Source organism: Halomonas chromatireducens, from assembly GCF_001545155.1.
Taxonomy (GTDB): domain Bacteria; phylum Pseudomonadota; class Gammaproteobacteria; order Pseudomonadales; family Halomonadaceae; genus Halomonas; species Halomonas chromatireducens.
This window is the reverse complement of the sequence record NZ_CP014226.1, coordinates 1,179,129-1,194,918: the sequence shown is the minus strand read 5'-3', so window position 1 is coordinate 1,194,918 and position 15,790 is coordinate 1,179,129. Positions and strand designations below refer to the sequence as shown.

Genomic DNA, 15,790 nt, shown 5'->3' with positions numbered 1-15,790 from the left:
ATCGATCATCCTTGCTTTTGCAGAGCATGATAACCAATCGGGATCGAGACGGTAATGGTCGGGTATTCAACCCAAATGTCTTTTATTGAAGAAAGTGTCCTTTATTGCAGTAAGACGTGGATGTTACGGACCCAATACTTACCTTTCATGCCGCTCGGCCACCTGGCCCGTCGTCCAGTCGACCAGCTCCTGGGCCAGCTGGTCCGCTGCCTGGCCAAACGCATCGACCACCGCGGCGAGGTCTGTACCCGCTGCGGCTTGGCGATGGGTGAAACGCTGGCTGCCCAGAAGCTGACGGGAGCGGGAATCGATCAGGCGTGCATCCAATCGAATGACGGCTTCCGGGTGACCGCCATGATATTCGCTTTGGAATGCACGCAAATCGCTGGTGAGTTCCAGATCGGCCGAGAGCGGCGTGTCGGCATGAATCAGGCGAGTGATTCGGCCATCCTCCTGGAAGGCATCGATGAGTCGATTACGCATCAGCACGGGCGTGGCATCCGCCCACCGTGCGCCCTGATAGACCTGAGGCTGGTTGGGGGTCGGCACTACGACAATACGCGACCCGTCCAGGAGGCCGCCGGCATTGGGTGTTGCCAGGCGCAGAGTGACGCCGTCTGCGGGAGCCTCGGCCTGTCGCCGGTTCTCCAAGGGGTTGGCGGGCAGGTCATAGAGCCTGACAGGATCACCGGCGGGCATGAGGGTGCAGGCCGAGAGCAGCCCCGCGGCGGCGAAAGCGAGAAAACCGGCGTAACAAGGCCTTGTCCTCACGGTGTGAACTCCTCGACGTTGTCACGTCCCAGCAGAAAGTCTGTCGGGTTATCCTCCAGGCGGCGTATGACGCGGTTGAGTGTGTTTAGCGTATTGCGCAGCTCGACCGTCGCTGGACCTAATCCTTCAATGCCCCGTATGCCGCTTTCCAGAGCCCCCTGGTTGGCACCGAGGAGGTTTTCCATCTGCTCGGCCGTGCGGGCAAGGCTGGCGGTGGTCTGTCGGGCACCATCCATGATCTCTTCACCCTGACCCCCAAGCATGCCTCCGGCCCGCTCGATGAACGTGCGTATCTCTTCAAGGGCCTCGACGCCTTCTGCGGACAGCGATTCCATTTGGGAAACCAGTCGGCTGGGGGCGTCGCCGACGCGCGCCAAGCTGGCGGTGGTCCGTTCCAGGTTTGCCAGAATGTTCTGAATGCTATCGGTGTTCTCCTCGGACAGCAGGGCCTCGAGTCGATCGAGCACGCGGTTGACGTTGCCAAGAATCTCTTCGCCGTCACCGAGCAGGGCGCTCAATGGTGAGGGGTCGGCGATGATGCGGGGCGGGGGCGCTTCCGGTGCGGCGATCAGAAGCGGGCTCTCCGGCGTACCGCCATGCAGCTGAATCGACATGCTGCCGGTGATGTTGGCCAGCGCCAGCCGAGCCCGGGTATCGTGGCGAATGGGAACACGCTGTTCGACGCGGATTTGTGCCAGCACGTTGCGAGGGTCTTGCGGGTCGAGGCGCAGGTCGGTGACCTCGCCAACCCGAACGCCGCTGTACTCCACGGCATTGCCTTCCGCTAGGCCGCTGACGCTTCGATCGAAGAAGACTTCATAGTGAATGAACTCCCGGTCGCCAGTGCTCTGGGTCATCCACAGAGCGAACAGCAGGCCGCCGGCCAATGCCAGCAAGGTGAACAGGCCGATCACGACGTGGTGTGCTCGTGTTTCCATCACCGCTCCTCCAACCGCTGTGCGGCTTGACTGGCCGCTCGGCCCCTGGGGCCATGAAAGTAGTCGCGTATCCAGTCATCGTCAGTGGCTTCGACCGTCGCCAGGTCATCGGCGACAAGAACCCGCTTCCGGGAAATCACCGCGACCCGGTCGCAGGCGGTATATAGCGTATCCAGATCGTGAGTGACCAGGAATACGCTGAAGCCCAGGGCATCGCGCAGGGTCATCAGCAACTGGTCGAACGCCGCTGCTCCGATGGGGTCCAGGCCGGCAGTAGGCTCATCGAGGAAAAGCACTTCCGGGTCCAGTGCGAGCGCCCGCGCCAGGGCCGCTCGCTTCGTCATGCCTCCGGACAGCGCGTCGGGGGCCAATAGGGCGGCCTCCGGCGGCAGCCCCGCCAGTGCCAGCTTGACCCGGGCGAGATGCTCGGCATCGGCGCGAGACAGGCCGGCATGTTCGATCAGGGGCAGGGCCACGTTTTCCTGTAAGTTGAGCGAGGTGAACAGGGCGCCACGCTGGAACATCACGCCGAAGCGTCGCTCCAGCCGTGAGCGCTGACTGGCGGGTAGCCGTTGCAGGTCCTGGCCGAAGACCTGAATGCTGCCACCGTCCGGTTGCTTCAATCCAATGATACTGCGCAGTAGAACAGACTTGCCGGTACCCGAACCGCCCACGATACCGAGTATCTCACCGCGTCGGATATCGAGGTCAAGGTCTTCGTGTACCACATGAGCGCCGAATCGATTGATCAGGCCGCGTACTTCGACGACTGTCGCTACGGGAGGACTCACCAGCCCATCTCCATGAAGAACATGGCCGCCAGGGCATCGATCAGGATGACCATGAAAATGGACTGTACCACGCTCGACGTGGTGTGCTCGCCGACGGACTGGGCGCTGCCGCTGGCCTTGAAGCCCTCCAGGCAGCCAATGACCGCGATCAAGAAGGCAAAGATCGGCGCCTTGCCAAGGCCAACCAGCAGATGTCGCAGGGGGATGTCGCGCTGCAGGATATCGAGGAACTGTGTCAGCGAGATGTCCAGCGCCAGAACACAGACCATCGCGCCCCCCGCGATGCCGCTGAGCATGCCGATAAAAGCGAGAATCGGCAGGCTGATCATCATTGCCAGGACCCGAGGCAAGACCAGCAACTCCATGGGGCTCAGCCCCTGGGCGCGCAGGGCGTCGATCTCCTCGTTGGCTTTCATCGAGCCGATCTGGGCGGTGAAGGCGCTTGCCGTTCGGCCTGCCAGCATGATGGCGGCCAGCAGGACGCCGAATTCGCGCAGAAAGGAGTAGGCCACCAGGTTGACGGTAAAGATGGTGGCACCGAAGTCGCGAAGTACCGTGGCGCCGAGGAAGGCCACGACGGCACCGACCAGAAAGGTGAGCAGGGCGACGATAGGGATGGCGTTGAGGCCGGTCTGCTGGATATGGGAGACCAAGGCGGTGACACGCCAACGCCAGGGCATCAGCAGTAATGCACCCAGGCTGCTCAGGGTGAGACCAATGAAGCCAAGCAGCTGGATCTGTTGCCTCGCCAGGTTCTCAATGATTCGACCGATCTCCCCCAGCGCTGCGAGGACAGGAGAGCGGGTGCGAGGGGAAAGCGGTGCCGCGTGGGGCATGGCGCCGGCTACGGCCAACAGCAAGGCATGACGTTCCGCAGGCTGGTTGGGCGCCCAATGGGCCACCTCGAGCATACGCTCCGGCCCGATCAGCTCGACCAGCAGCACTGCACCGGAAGTGTCGAGTTCGCCCAGCTCCTCCAGGTCAAGGTCCTGCACATCCGTGGCATGGCCGGGTCGCTTCTCACCAATGGCCTTTCGAAGTCGTTGATGGTGAGGCAAGGTCCAGTCGCCGGTGGCGCGAAGCCTGCCGGCATCCTGTTCCAGGTTACCGGGTCGTGGAGCGGTATGGGGCATCGCGAGTCGCCTGTCATTCCCTGGAGTTGGCTGCAATGATGCTGAGATATCACTATACCCTTATGCAGCTGGGCGTGACAGCCTGCACCAGCCGGTGCGCCACGCTCTGTCCAAGCGTTTTCCACGGCTGGCTTACCCGCGGTTGATATCAGCCACCGTGCTGCAGCTCACCCAGAATCTGCTGCGCCACCTGCTTCAACCGTGGCCCCAGGTTCTCGACCAGAACCTGGTGGCTGAGGCGGTGCGAGGCGCCCCCGCAGTTGATCGCCATGACTTCAGCGCCATCCTCGAGGATCAGCGGCGTGGCAACCGCACTGATCTGTGACTGCCAGTCACCTTCGGAGAGGCAAAAACCGTAGCGCTCGTAATCCTCCTGGCTTCGCTTGATGTCGGCCTCAAGGACCGGCCAGTCGCTGCCGTGAAGCTCGGCGAGTTCGGCCAGCATGGCTTCGCGACGGCCGGCGGGCAAGCCGCATAGCCAGGCACGACCGATCGCCGTTGTCGCCATTGGCAGTCTTGATCCCACGTCGAGTCGCATGATCAGCGGCCCACTGCCGTGGCAGCTTTCGATGTACATCATCGAGGTCTTGTCGGCGGCGCCCAGGCTGACATTGCAGTCGGTGGCTTCTGCCAGATGCTGCATGAAGGGACGGGCGATTTCTCGGATGCCTTGATTGGCCAGGAAGCGGTATCCCAGTGCAAGGATGCCGGGGCCGAGACGGTACTTCTCCAGCCGGGCGTTGTGTCTCAAGTAGCCGAGCTGCGTCAGCGTATAGGTCAGCCGCGACACCGTAGGGCGTGGAATGCCGGTTCGGCTGGAGAGTTCGGCATTGCCCAGGTACTCCTCGCCGGCGCCGAAGGCTCGCAGCAGTTCGAGTCCGCGAGCCAAGGCGGTGACGAAGTTGCGGTCCTTGGCCAGAGCGGCCTGGTCATCATCCAGAGGGGCTGGTTTGTTCATGGGGATTCCCTGTGGCGAGATGGTTGCGCGGAGTATCGCATATTGCCCCGGGGCCGGTCCGCACGCAGCAACCAGGCCCGGGGCGTTGCGATGAAGGGCTCAGGGATCAAGGCGCTCGATGATGGTGGCAATGCCTTGGCCGACCCCGATACACATGGTCACGAGCGCATAACGCCCACCCGTGGCTTCCAACTGGCGCAGTGCGGTGAGCGCCAGGCGAGCGCCGGAAGCGCCCAGTGGGTGACCGATGGCAATGGCGCCCCCGTTGGCATTGAGGCGACTGTCGTCGTGATCGAGGCCGAGCTGCTTGACGCAGCCCAGGACCTGAACAGCAAAGGCTTCGTTGATCTCGATGACGTCCATCTGATCGAGGCTCAGCCCGGCGCGCTCCAGCACCTTCTGGGTGGCTGGCACTGGCCCCAGCCCCATGATGCGTGGCGGTAAGCCGGCCACCGCGCTGGCGACGACCCGAGCGCGCGGGGTGACTCCCGCCCGCTCGCCGGCTGCCTGACTGCCAACGATCAGTGCGGCTGCACCGTCGTTGAGCCCGGAGGCGTTGCCTGCGGTAACCACGCCGCCGTCGAACAGTGCCCCGAGCCTGCCCAGCTTGTCGGCATCGGTACCCGGACGCGGGTGCTCGTCCCTGTCGACCACCAGCGGGGGTTGCTTGCGACCCTGAGGCACCTCGATGGCGAGCAGCTCGTCGTCGTAGAAGCCACGGGCCAGGGCCTCGGCATAGCGTGCCTGGGAGCGTGCGGCAAAGGCATCGCTCGCGTCACGGCCTATGCCCAGATCATGGGCCACATTGTCGGCGGTCTCGGGCATGCTGTGGCTGCCGAATTCGCCGGCGATCCAGGGGTTGGGGAAGCGAGCGCCGATCACGGTGTCATACATCGGCTGATTGCGGGCAAAGGCAGACTCCGCCTTGCCCAGCACATAGGGTGCGCGAGACATGGATTCCACGCCGCCGGCCAGGAACAGCTCCCCCTCGCCAAGGCGCGTGGCACGGGCGGCGTCGATCAGGGCTGCGAGGCCGCTGCCGCAGAGGCGGTTGATCGTCTGAGCTGCCAGTTCGACGGGCAGGCCGGCAACCAGACCCGCATGGCGAGCGACATTGCGGGAGTCCTCGCCGGCCTGGTTGGTGCAGCCTGCCAGGACCTCCTCATAGGAGCCCGGCGCGAAGTCGTTGCGGGCCACCAGGGCCCTGAGGACATGGCCAAGCAGGTCATCGGGCCGGACGCCGGCAAGGCCGCCGCCATGGCGTCCAAAGGGGGTGCGTAGCCCGTCATAGATATAGGCGTCATGCATGAAAAATCATCTCCGAGTTGGGCTCAAGGGGTGGTCAGCGGCAGTCCGAGGGTCGCACGGCGGCGCAGCCAGGGACTGGCCCGGTAGCGCGGATCGCCGGTGGCGGCGAGCAGGTTGTCGAGAACGGAGAGTATCCGTCGGCTACCGTAATGGTCGCCCATGGCCAGGGGGCCGCGGGGGTAGCCCAGCCCAAGTTCCACGGCGCGGTCGATGGTATCCGGCTCCGCTACGCCCTGCTGGGCGATGTCGCTGCCCACGTTGACGATGCAGGCCACGACGCGCTGCAGCACGAAACCGTTGCTGTCGTTGAAGGCACTCACCGGTGTGCCATCGTTGCCGAGCAGCGCCATGGCAGCGTTGCGATAAGCAGCAAGGGTGGCGGGGCTGGTCATTAGGCTGCGACGACCATCCAGCCCCGCCAGCAGATCGACTGCCACGCAGCGCTCGGGCGGAAGCCCCAGGCGCAGCGCAGCGGCAGTGGTGTCTTCACCCAGTGGCGCCACCAGGCAGAGTGCCTCCGATGTCGGCGTATCGCCGTCTTCGAGCGGCCAGCCGGCGGCGTCGACGAGGTGTGACAGAGCCTGCCTCGCCTCGCTGTTATCCGGGCTGATCCATACCGGACAGGGTGCCACGCTGGGCAGGGGCGGCTCGTCAGCGACCTGCGGTTTGCCATCCACGTAGCGGTAGAATCCAGCGCCGCTCTTGCGCCCTAACAGTCCAGCGGTCAGGCGTTGACGCGTCAATGGCGAGGGGCGAAAGCGGGGCTCTTCGTAGTATTGGTGGTAGATCGATTCCATTACCGCATGGGACACATCGAGTCCGGTCAGGTCGAGAAGGGAGAAAGGACCCATACGAAAGCCACCCTGGTCGACCAGGATCCGATCGATGGTGGCCGGGTCGGTGACGCTTTCGCCCAGAATGCGCAACGCCTCGGTACCGTAGGCGCGACCGGCGTGGTTGACCAGGAAGCCTGGGGTGTCGGTAGCACGGGCGGTGAAATGCCCCATGGCCTTGCCCAATGCCGCGACCCGCTCGGTCACCTCGGGGGCAGTGCGCAACCCCGGGATCACCTCGACGCTCTTCATCAGCGGGACCGGGTTGAAGAAGTGGAAGCCGACCACACGAGCCGGGTTGCGGCAGGCCGAGGCAATGGCTGTCACCGAGAGCGATGAGGTATTGGTGGCCAGCACCGCCCGGTCGTCGAGGATCTCCTCGAGTTGCTGGAACAGGGCTTGCTTTGCCTCGAGCTTTTCGACGATGGCCTCGACGACGATGTCGCACTCGGCCAGTTCCGCCAGCTTCGCCGCTTCCTTGAGGCTTGCACTATGGCGCTCAGCTTCGACTTCATTCAAGCGTTGCTTCTGCACGCCGCGGGCCCATATGCCGGCGATGAATTCGCGTGCCTCGGCAACGGCGCCTTCACGCTGGTCGTGCAGGTACACGGTCAGGCCGGCCTGGGCGGCAATCTGGGCAATGCCCCTGCCCATGGCGCCCGTGCCCACGATGCCCAGGGTACGGAAGGGGGTGGAAGGGGCGTGGGCAGGGGTCGATGAGGTATCGGTCGACATGGCGGTATCCTCGTTTGGCGTATTCTCGTTTTGTCAGGAGATTCCGCAAAGCGAAACCGTGTTTCGTTAATTGACTGCCATCCTAGGCTATGCAACAGTGCCTGACAACAATGTGGGCGTCCATTCTGCCATGCGAAACATCAAGTGACGTCACCCACCCCAGGGGTAGCCCGCCAACAGCCGAGGACATGCCATGATTCGCGATCCCGAACTGCTCGATCAACTCGTCGACACCATCTCCCGCTTCGTGCGCGAGCGCCTGATACCCAATGAGGCACGTCTTGCCGAAGAGGATGCCGTCCCGTCCGGGCTGCTTCAGGAGATGAAAGAGCTGGGGCTATTCGGTCTGTCGATTCCAGAGGAGTACGGTGGCCTGGGACTGACCATGGAAGAGGAGGCGCTGGTTGCCATGGAGATTGGCAAGACCTCGCCAGCCTTCCGGTCTATCTTCGGCACCAACAACGGTATTGGCGCCCAAGGCATCCTCATCGACGGCACCCCCGAACAGAAGAAGAAGTACGTGCCGCGCCTGGCCACCGGAGAATTGCTCAGTTCCTTCTGCCTGACCGAACCTGATTCCGGCTCCGATGCGGCCAGCCTCAGGACCACGGCGGTGCGTGACGGCGACCACTATGTATTGAATGGTACCAAGCGCTACATCACCAATGGCCCCGAGGCCGACCTGTTCACGGTCATGGCACGTACCGACCCCGGCAACAAGGGGGCGGGGGGCATCACCGCCTTCATCGTGGAGGGCGGCACTCCCGGGCTCAAGCGTGGCCCATCAGACAACAAGATGGGCCAGAAGGGGGCGCATACCTGCGACATCATCTTCGACGACTGCCGGGTGCCGGCCGAGAACATCATCGGCGGAAAGGAGGGGCAGGGCTTCAAGACGGCCATGAAGGTACTCGACCGCGGCCGATTGCATATATCCGCTGTTTGCGTCGGGGTGGCCGAGCGCCTGGTAGAGGAGTCGCTCAACTATGCCATCGAACGCAAGCAGTTCGGGGTCCGCCTGGCCGATCATCAGTTGATCCAGGCGATGCTTGCCGACAGCAAGACCGAGGCGTATGCCGGTCGCACCATGGTGCTCGACGCTGCCCGGCGAAAGGATGCCGGCGAGAAGGTCTCGACCCTGGCGTCGTGCTGCAAGCTGTTCTGCGCAGAGATGGTGGGGCGCGTCGCCGACCGGGCGGTGCAGGTGCATGGGGGGGCCGGCTACATGGCCGAATATGCGGTGGAACGGTTCTATCGGGATGTACGTCTGTTTCGCATCTACGAGGGCACCACCCAGATACAGCAGGTGGTTATCGCCCGCGACATGGTGCGGGAGGTGTCCTGATGGCCCTCGCCAGTCAGAAGAAGGCGCTGTCGGTGATCCGCCAGGCGCCGGATGAGCTAATCTTCGAGCGCCTGGCAAGTGAGCTGGTGGCTGAATTGCCCGAACGTCTCAGCAGCCGCGTGCTGATCAATGCCGAACGCCTTCCCGATCGACCGGCGTTGGTGGATGGCCATGTGCGCTGGTGCTACGCAGAGCTGGGCCGTGAGATCGAGGCCGCCGTCGAGTGGCTCGTCGAATCGGGTATACGCCCCGGTGATCGTATCATGACCGTCGGCGAGAACTGCCGTGCCCTGGTGGTGTTGCTGCTGGCGGCCAGTGAACTCAGCGCCTGGGTAGCCATCGTCAACTCCCGCCTTTCGGCGCATGAAGTCGACTCGATCCGCGACAACTGCCAGCCACGGCGGGTCTTCTACACCAGTGAGGCATCGCCGGAGGCAGAGGCCCACGGGCTGCGTCATGGGGCCGTGGCCTACTCGCACTCTTCTCTTGGTCAGTTGCGGATTTCCGCGCTGCTGGAGACTGCGCCGGAGCCCGTCGAGAGCAGCGGCGCTGAACAGGTCGCCGCGATGATCTATACCTCGGGAACCACCGGCACGCCCAAGGGCGTGATGCTTACCCACCGTGGCATCCTCTATATCGCTTCGATCTCCGGTGGCATGCGGCACCTGAGTCCTGGTCAGCGGGTCTACGGCGTGCTGCCCATGTCCCACGTCTTCGGTCTGTCGTCGGTATGCATGGGGTCGCTGTACAACGGGGCCTGTCTCTATACCGTGCCACGCTTCGATGCAGCCGCCATGCTGGAAGCGCTCGATGTGGAGCGCATCACGGTGTTGCAGGGAGTGCCGGCCATGTATGCCCGCACCCTGGAGTATCTGCGACGCCAGGCGCGCCCGCTCGTTGCACCTTCGCTCAGCTATATCTCCGCCGGTGGTTCGCCGTTGGACAGCGACACCAAGCAGCGGGTGGAGTCGACCTTCGGCCTGACTCTGCATAACGGCTACGGCCTGACGGAAGCCAGTCCGACGATCAGCCAGACACGCATCGCTGACCGATTCGACAACAATACCGTGGGTCGGGTGCTGCCGTTGCTGGAGTATCGCCTCGAGCCCCTTGATGACAGTGGAGAGAACGAGCAGGGCAGCGATGATGTGGGTGAGCTGTGGGTGCGCGGCCCCAATGTGATGAAGGGGTATTTTCGTCAGCCTGAAGCCACACGGGCCTGCCTGAACGAGGAGGGCTGGCTGAACACCGGTGATATCGCCCGCTTCGACGAGGACGACCAGCTTTACATCGTTGGTCGCAGCAAGGAGTTGATCATCCGCTCCGGGTTCAACATCTACCCGCCCGATGTGGAGGCGGTGATCAACGAACACCCGGATGTGACCCTGTCGGCCGTCGTGGGGCGCCAGGTCGAGGGAAATGAGGAAGTCGTCGCCTTCGTCCAGTGCGAACCTGGCGCGACGCTCAGCGAGGCCGAGCTGCACGCATTCATCGGTCCGCGGCTGGCGCCCTACAAGCGGCCGACGCGCCTGGTCATGATGGATGCGCTGCCTGCCACTGCCAGCGGAAAGATTCTCAAGGGTCGCCTGCGCGACATGGCTGGACGGGAGGGGGCAACATGAGCGAGTCGGCATTGATGGGCTATCACGAGCTGCTCGGCATGCGCGTGGTGGAGTGGTCGGCCGGGCTCGCCGTGGTCGAGCTGATGGCCGACGAACGACATCTCAATCGCAGCGGCATCGTCCATGGCGGAGTCATGACCTCGATGCTCGACAGCGCCTTGAGCCTTGCCGGACTCTACTGCAAGACGCCTGGGCGAGTGCGCCGCGGCATGACACTATCGCTGACAACGACCTTCGTTGGGCCTGCTGGCCCCGGCCTCTTGCGCGCTACCGGCAGGGTGCGCGGCGGAGGGCGCAAGGTTTACCTGTCAAGCGGTGAGGTTACTGCCGCCAACGGCGATTTGCTGGCCATCGCCGAAGGCGCGTTTCGACGTCGTAGCGGCAGCGAGTCACCGGAGGGCATACCCGAGTGACACCGGCGCGTCTGCGCGCCGGCCTGCTGGGCGTGGTTACGCTGTCCACCCTGTGCCACCTCGTTATCGACAGTACGGCAATGCAGGCCATAGGCGTTCTCGCTCTGGCAGCCTACCTGATGACATTGCGCGGCAGGCTTTCGCCCATGGCTCGCGTGCTGTTGCTGGCAGCCGGTATCTTCAGCATGGTTGCCCTATGGTACGCCGAGGCGCCGGGGCGACTGCTGTTCGAGGCGGCCGGCCGTTTCGCCTTCTTTGCCACCTTCGTCGTGGCACTCAGCCTGCTGCGTCTGCCGGCCTACCGTTCGCGGTTGGTGAGGCGGTGCGGCGAGGCCATGCTGCTTCAGCCACCTGGCCGCCGCTATCCCATCCTCTCAGCGGGCTCGGCGCTATTCGGGATCATCCTCAACATTGGCGTGCTCAATCTGTTTGCCGGCATGATCGAGAAGAGCAATACCCTGGCGGCGGCCCAGGGACGTGCCTGGGTACGACAGGCACGCCAGCGGCGGATGATGCTGGCGCTTCTGCGGGGTTTTTCATTGGCACCGCTGATTTCACCCATGGGAATCGGCGTGGCTGTCGTGCTCTCGAATCTGCATGAGCTGCGCTGGGTCGATCTGGCACCTTACGTCATCGGCGCGGCCTTGGTCATCTTTTGGGTGGGGTGGGCCGTCGACCACCTGACCGGCCCGCATCCTGCCGTAGACGGCGTCAAGCATCCGGTGCCTTCGCTGGCACCATTAGCGCAGTTCTGCGTGCTGCTCCTCGGTATCGTTTCGCTTGTGTTCCTGCTCTCCTGGGCGCTCGAGGTACGGCTTCCGATCGCTGCCCTGATGGGGGCGCCTCTGGGTGCGATTGGCTGGCTTGCCTGGCAGCGGCGTAGGCTCGGCATGCTGGGTGTTCCAGCGGCGCTGGCAAGCCTGCGGCGGCAGTTACCCTGGCTTGTGGCTCCCATGGGCAACGAAGTGGTGGTGCTGGGGGCAGCGGGCTACCTCGGCCACCTCTGCGTGGCGCTGATTCCGGTGGCAAGCCTGGAACCAATGCTGGCACTTATCGCGCCATTAGGGGCGGCCAATGCCGTACTGGCGATGCTGACCGTTGTAGGGTTGGCCCAGATAGGGATCAACCCCATTGTTACCGTAACACTGCTTGTCGGCCTATTACCCTCACTGCCCATCGAGGGGCTTTCGCCGGCACTGGTGGGTGCCTCACTGATGGTGGGTTGGGCGCTGGCATTGATGTCATCGCCGATGACCGCCTCGATGCTGATCCTGTCGCGGTTTACCGGTATTGCCTCGACGCGCATTGGCTACCGCTGGAACGCACGTTTCCTGCTGGCCTGTATTCCGCTGCTGTCCGGCTGGTTTCTGTTCGTCTCCTGGTGAACTTCCGCTCAAGGGTGCTTGACCTTGGGGATGCGTTTTTTTATCGTTGCTTTAATATAAAGTAAAACATAATTCCGCTAAGCGAAATGTTTGGTTCCTTCATGCCGGTGAATGGAAGCGTAATACCCCCTTCCGGCACCTGCCAGCCTCGGCGGTCCCGGAAGGGGCCGGCGAGGCTGTCAGCTCTTGGCTTCCTGCCCCGCGTCCGCGTCGGCCTCAGCCTCGCTGGCGGCTTCGTCATCTTGCTCGGCTTGCTGCTGGGCAGCGGCCAGGGCCTGCTGATAGCTCATTTCGACGTCCTTGACGGTCGCCTGCTCCAGCAGCTTGTCGACGGCCTTCTCTTCGAGAATGGCTGACTTGACCTGTGTCTTCAGCTGGTCGTTGCTCATGTAATAGTCGACGACCTGCTGCGGATCCTGGTACTGCTCGGCCAGTTCCTCGACCTTGGCGCGAATCTCGTCATCGGTGGCATCAAGCTCACTGGACTTGATCACTTCGGCCAGCAGCAAACCGACCTGAACGCGCCCCTTGGCCTGCTCGGCAAAGAGCTCGTTGGGCAGCTGGGAGACATCGAAATCCTCACCCAGGCCGAACTGCTGGGCCGCCTGACGCTTGAGCGCATCGGTCTCCTGCTGCACCAGTGCCTGGGGCACCGGCACGTCATTCGCCTTCTTGAGTGACTCGAGCACCTGCTGCTTGACGCGATTGTCGACAGCCTGCTTCGCTTCGCGGGCCATGTTCTTCTTGACCTCGGCACGAAACTTTTCGACATCGCCATCTTCCACGCCGAAGCGCTTGATGAATTCCTCGTCGATCTCCGGCAGGGCCTGGCCCTTGACCGCGTGGACCTTGACCTTGAAGGTGGCCTCCTGACCGGCCAGATGCTCGGCCTGGTAGTCCTCAGGGAAGGTGACCGTGATCTCCTTCTCGTCACCGGCCTTGGCACCCTCCAGCTGCGCTTCGAAGCCGGGGATGAAGTTACCGGAACCCAGCACCAGGTCGTGGCCTTCGGCGCTACCGCCCTCAAAGGGCTCGTCACCCAGGAAGCCCTGGAAATCGATCTTGACCTGGTCGCCATCTGCGGCGGCGCGATCGACCTCTTCCCAGGAGGCGTTCTGCTTGCGCAGCGTCTCGATCATCTCCTCGAGATCGGCTTCCGTCACATCAACCACAGGACGCTCGACCTCGGTGCCATCGATGGAGGCCAGCTCTATCTCGGGATAGACCTCCAGATTGGCCACGAACTCCAGATCCTTTCCTGCCTCGTTCACCTTCGGCTCGATGCTGGGGAAACCGGCGGGATTGAGGTTCTCTTCTGAGATGGCCTTGACGTAGCGCTCGCGCATCACTTCGCCCACCACTTCATCGCGCACGTCACGACCGTAACGCTGACGCACCACCGACATGGGCACACGCCCCTTGCGGAAGCCGTTCAGGCGCACGTTCTTCGCAGTGTCCTTGAGGCGAGCCTCGACGGCTTCGTCGACCTCGGCCGCTGGCACCTGAAACGTGACACGGCGCTCGATCTGGGAAGGCGTTTCGACGGAAACTTGCATGAATAGTCCTCTACCGACTGGGGGCGTTCAGTTGAAAGCGTGGAAGGTCAAAAAGGGGATTCTAAGAATCCCGGCCTGCGCTGGCAAGCGCCATGCCCATAGGATTGGGGCAGCGGGCAAGATTACAAGGGGCCAAGGGCAATCGACACAGACGTTGTTCGGCTAAAACATGAATAATAGCATGCAGCCCGGAGACGACACCGACAAGCGCAAGACAACACCAGCGCGAGCGCAGGCAAAAAGGAGATGGGGAGAAAACAGGAACAACAAGGAGAGCCGAAAGACCAGGCCAACTTGCAATGGGGTGGATGATGGGGATCGAACCCACGACAGCCGGAACCACAATCCGGGGCTCTACCACTGAGCTACATCCACCACTGCAAGCACCACTTGAACATCAAGAGCATCGAGATGGGGTGGATGATGGGGATCGAACCCACGACAGCCGGAACCACAATCCGGGGCTCTACCACTGAGCTACATCCACCATAACGATGACTCGAACCACTGGCACCGCACCTCCGGCACCTCACCTACCCGGACAATCTTACCCAGGCAATCCTGCTCAGACAATCCTGTCCATACGATCAGGCCCAGCCGCTGCCACAACATGCCGTATGGCACGCCCAGCAGGACTCGAACCTGCAACCTACGGCTTAGAAGGCCGTTGCTCTATCCGGTTGAGCTATGGGCGCATTCTACGTTCCATGGCGTCTGACCGCAACCCTGCTTGAGCATTTTCCTTCACGCAAACAAGAGGTTGTGGTCGGGGTGGAGGGATTCGAACCCCCGACATCCTGCTCCCAAAGCAGGCGCGCTACCAGACTGCGCTACACCCCGCCGGTCTTCGCACGGCCTCGATGCCGCCACAGGGCCTCATCGAGCGCTGCGTATTCTACGCGAGAATCCTCCCGGGTCAATAGCCACCTCACCGGCCAGGCCGTTTTTACGCTTTGCCTGGCGGCCCCGGCATGCGAAAATCACCTCCCTTCCTGCACCGGCCAGCCTTTTCCCGAGATATCGCTGACGCCGGCCAGCCCACCATCCAAGCACGAGGAAGAAACGATGACCGCCCAACTCATCGATGGCAAGGCCGTTGCCGCCCAGGTCCGCCAGCAGGTAGCTCGCCAGGTCGAGACACGCCATGCAGACGGCAAGCGGACCCCCGGCCTTGCCGTCGTACTGGTGGGCGACGACCCGGCTTCACGGGTATACGTCAACAACAAGCACCGCGACTGCGAGCGCGCCGGCATACTCTCCTTCCTGCACATCCTGCCGGCCGAGACTTCCCAGTCAGCGCTGGAGAGAATGGTGGATGACCTGAATGCCGACCCTCGGGTCGACGGTATTCTGGTCCAGCTGCCACTGCCCGACCATCTCGATGCTCGCCCCATACTCGAGCGAATCCTACCCCACAAGGATGTCGACGGTTTCCACCCCTACAACCTTGGCCGCCTCGCCCAGCGGCTGCCGATGCTCAGGCCCTGCACACCCAAGGGTGTCATGACGTTGCTGCAGGCCAGCGGCTTGAAAGTGCGCGGCCTCGATGCCACCGTCGTCGGCGCCTCCAACATCGTCGGTCGTCCGATGGCACTGGAGCTGATGCTGGCCGGCTGCACCACGACGGTATGCCACCGTTTCACCCGCAACCTCGAGGAGCATGTCAGGCGTGCCGAGCTGCTCGTGGTAGCAGTTGGCAAACCCGGCCTGGTCCATGGCGAGTGGGTGCGGGACGGCGCCATCGTCATCGACGTGGGCATAAACCGCGAAGAGGATGGCCGGCTGGTGGGCGACGTGGAATTCAACAGCGCCGCAGAACGTGCGGCCTGGATCACCCCGGTTCCCGGCGGGGTCGGCCCCATGACCATTGCTTCGCTGCTGGAGAACACGCTGCTCGCCGCCGAGATGCATGACGCCATGGAGAATGAGGCCCTGCCTGCCCAGGTCTAGAGGCCTGACAGCAGTACGCAGCTCGGATAGAATATGCGACTTTCCTTTTCAA

13 protein-coding genes and 4 tRNA genes are annotated in these 15,790 nt (G+C 63.2%); 5 read left to right on the top strand and 12 right to left on the bottom strand.

What is annotated here, in order from left to right:
• Nucleotides 1-138: 138 nt before the first annotated feature.
• The 7 genes from LOKO_RS05570 to LOKO_RS05540 form a co-directional block, all read right to left on the bottom strand.
• Entirely contained in the window at nt 139-771 is a 633-nt protein-coding gene (locus LOKO_RS05570; protein WP_201025359.1) for an ABC-type transport auxiliary lipoprotein family protein, read from the bottom strand.
• Nucleotides 768-1,709, bottom strand: a complete 942-nt coding sequence (locus LOKO_RS05565) for an MlaD family protein (protein WP_066446142.1) — start codon at nt 1,707-1,709, stop codon at nt 768-770. Before LOKO_RS05565 ends, LOKO_RS05570 begins: the two co-directional genes overlap by 4 nt.
• A complete protein-coding gene (locus LOKO_RS05560; RefSeq protein ID WP_066446140.1) occupies nt 1,709-2,500 on the bottom strand; it encodes an ABC transporter ATP-binding protein in 792 nt (263 codons plus the stop codon). The genes LOKO_RS05565 and LOKO_RS05560 overlap by 1 nt, the downstream gene beginning before the upstream one ends.
• Nucleotides 2,497-3,633, bottom strand: a complete 1,137-nt coding sequence (locus tag LOKO_RS05555; RefSeq protein WP_066446138.1) for an MlaE family ABC transporter permease — start codon at nt 3,631-3,633, stop codon at nt 2,497-2,499. The genes LOKO_RS05560 and LOKO_RS05555 overlap by 4 nt, the downstream gene beginning before the upstream one ends.
• Nucleotides 3,634-3,781: 148 nt before the next feature.
• A complete protein-coding gene (locus LOKO_RS05550; protein ID WP_066446135.1) occupies nt 3,782-4,591 on the bottom strand; it encodes an IclR family transcriptional regulator in 810 nt (269 codons plus the stop codon).
• Nucleotides 4,592-4,690: 99 nt separating this feature from the next.
• Nucleotides 4,691-5,899, bottom strand: a complete 1,209-nt coding sequence (locus LOKO_RS05545; RefSeq protein WP_066446134.1) for a 3-oxoadipyl-CoA thiolase — start codon at nt 5,897-5,899, stop codon at nt 4,691-4,693.
• Between the two features lie 23 nt (nt 5,900-5,922).
• The gene (locus LOKO_RS05540) at nt 5,923-7,467 is read right to left on the bottom strand and encodes a 3-hydroxyacyl-CoA dehydrogenase (RefSeq protein WP_066446133.1); all 1,545 of its coding nucleotides are present in this window, start codon (nt 7,465-7,467) and stop codon (nt 5,923-5,925) included.
• 193 nt (nt 7,468-7,660) lie between these two features.
• Here LOKO_RS05540 and LOKO_RS05535 point away from each other — a divergent pair, with 193 nt between their 5' ends.
• From LOKO_RS05535 to LOKO_RS05520, 4 genes are read left to right on the top strand one after another with little or no spacing between them, the layout of a single operon-like run.
• On the top strand, nt 7,661-8,812 hold the full coding sequence (locus tag LOKO_RS05535; protein ID WP_066446130.1) for an acyl-CoA dehydrogenase family protein: 1,152 nt from the start codon (nt 7,661-7,663) through the stop codon (nt 8,810-8,812).
• Nucleotides 8,812-10,434 (top strand): class I adenylate-forming enzyme family protein, encoded by a 1,623-nt coding sequence (locus tag LOKO_RS05530; protein WP_066446129.1) that lies wholly within the window; start codon nt 8,812-8,814, stop codon nt 10,432-10,434. Before LOKO_RS05535 ends, LOKO_RS05530 begins: the two co-directional genes overlap by 1 nt.
• Nucleotides 10,431-10,847: a PaaI family thioesterase gene (locus tag LOKO_RS05525; protein ID WP_066446123.1), complete on the top strand. Its 417-nt coding sequence runs from the start codon at nt 10,431-10,433 to the stop codon at nt 10,845-10,847. The genes LOKO_RS05530 and LOKO_RS05525 overlap by 4 nt, the downstream gene beginning before the upstream one ends.
• On the top strand, nt 10,844-12,232 hold the full coding sequence (locus LOKO_RS05520; RefSeq protein WP_066446120.1) for a hypothetical protein: 1,389 nt from the start codon (nt 10,844-10,846) through the stop codon (nt 12,230-12,232). Before LOKO_RS05525 ends, LOKO_RS05520 begins: the two co-directional genes overlap by 4 nt.
• A 179-nt stretch (nt 12,233-12,411) precedes the next feature.
• Here LOKO_RS05520 and tig read toward each other — a convergent pair whose 3' ends face one another.
• The 5 genes from tig to LOKO_RS05495 all read right to left on the bottom strand — a co-directional run bounded on the left by tig (nt 12,412) and on the right by LOKO_RS05495 (nt 14,628).
• Entirely contained in the window at nt 12,412-13,788 is a 1,377-nt protein-coding gene (gene tig, locus LOKO_RS05515) for a trigger factor (RefSeq protein WP_066446119.1), read from the bottom strand.
• Nucleotides 13,789-14,088: 300 nt separating this feature from the next.
• Nucleotides 14,089-14,163: transfer RNA gene (locus LOKO_RS05510), tRNA-His, on the bottom strand.
• Between the two features lie 37 nt (nt 14,164-14,200).
• Nucleotides 14,201-14,275 (bottom strand) — tRNA-His (locus LOKO_RS05505).
• A gap of 131 nt (nt 14,276-14,406) precedes the next feature.
• Nucleotides 14,407-14,483: transfer RNA gene (locus LOKO_RS05500), tRNA-Arg, on the bottom strand.
• A gap of 68 nt (nt 14,484-14,551) precedes the next feature.
• Nucleotides 14,552-14,628: transfer RNA gene (locus tag LOKO_RS05495), tRNA-Pro, on the bottom strand.
• 225 nt (nt 14,629-14,853) lie between these two features.
• Here LOKO_RS05495 and folD point away from each other — a divergent pair.
• Nucleotides 14,854-15,738, top strand: a complete 885-nt coding sequence (gene folD, locus LOKO_RS05490) for a bifunctional methylenetetrahydrofolate dehydrogenase/methenyltetrahydrofolate cyclohydrolase FolD (protein WP_066446116.1) — start codon at nt 14,854-14,856, stop codon at nt 15,736-15,738.
• The last annotated feature ends 52 nt before the right edge of the window (nt 15,739-15,790 follow it).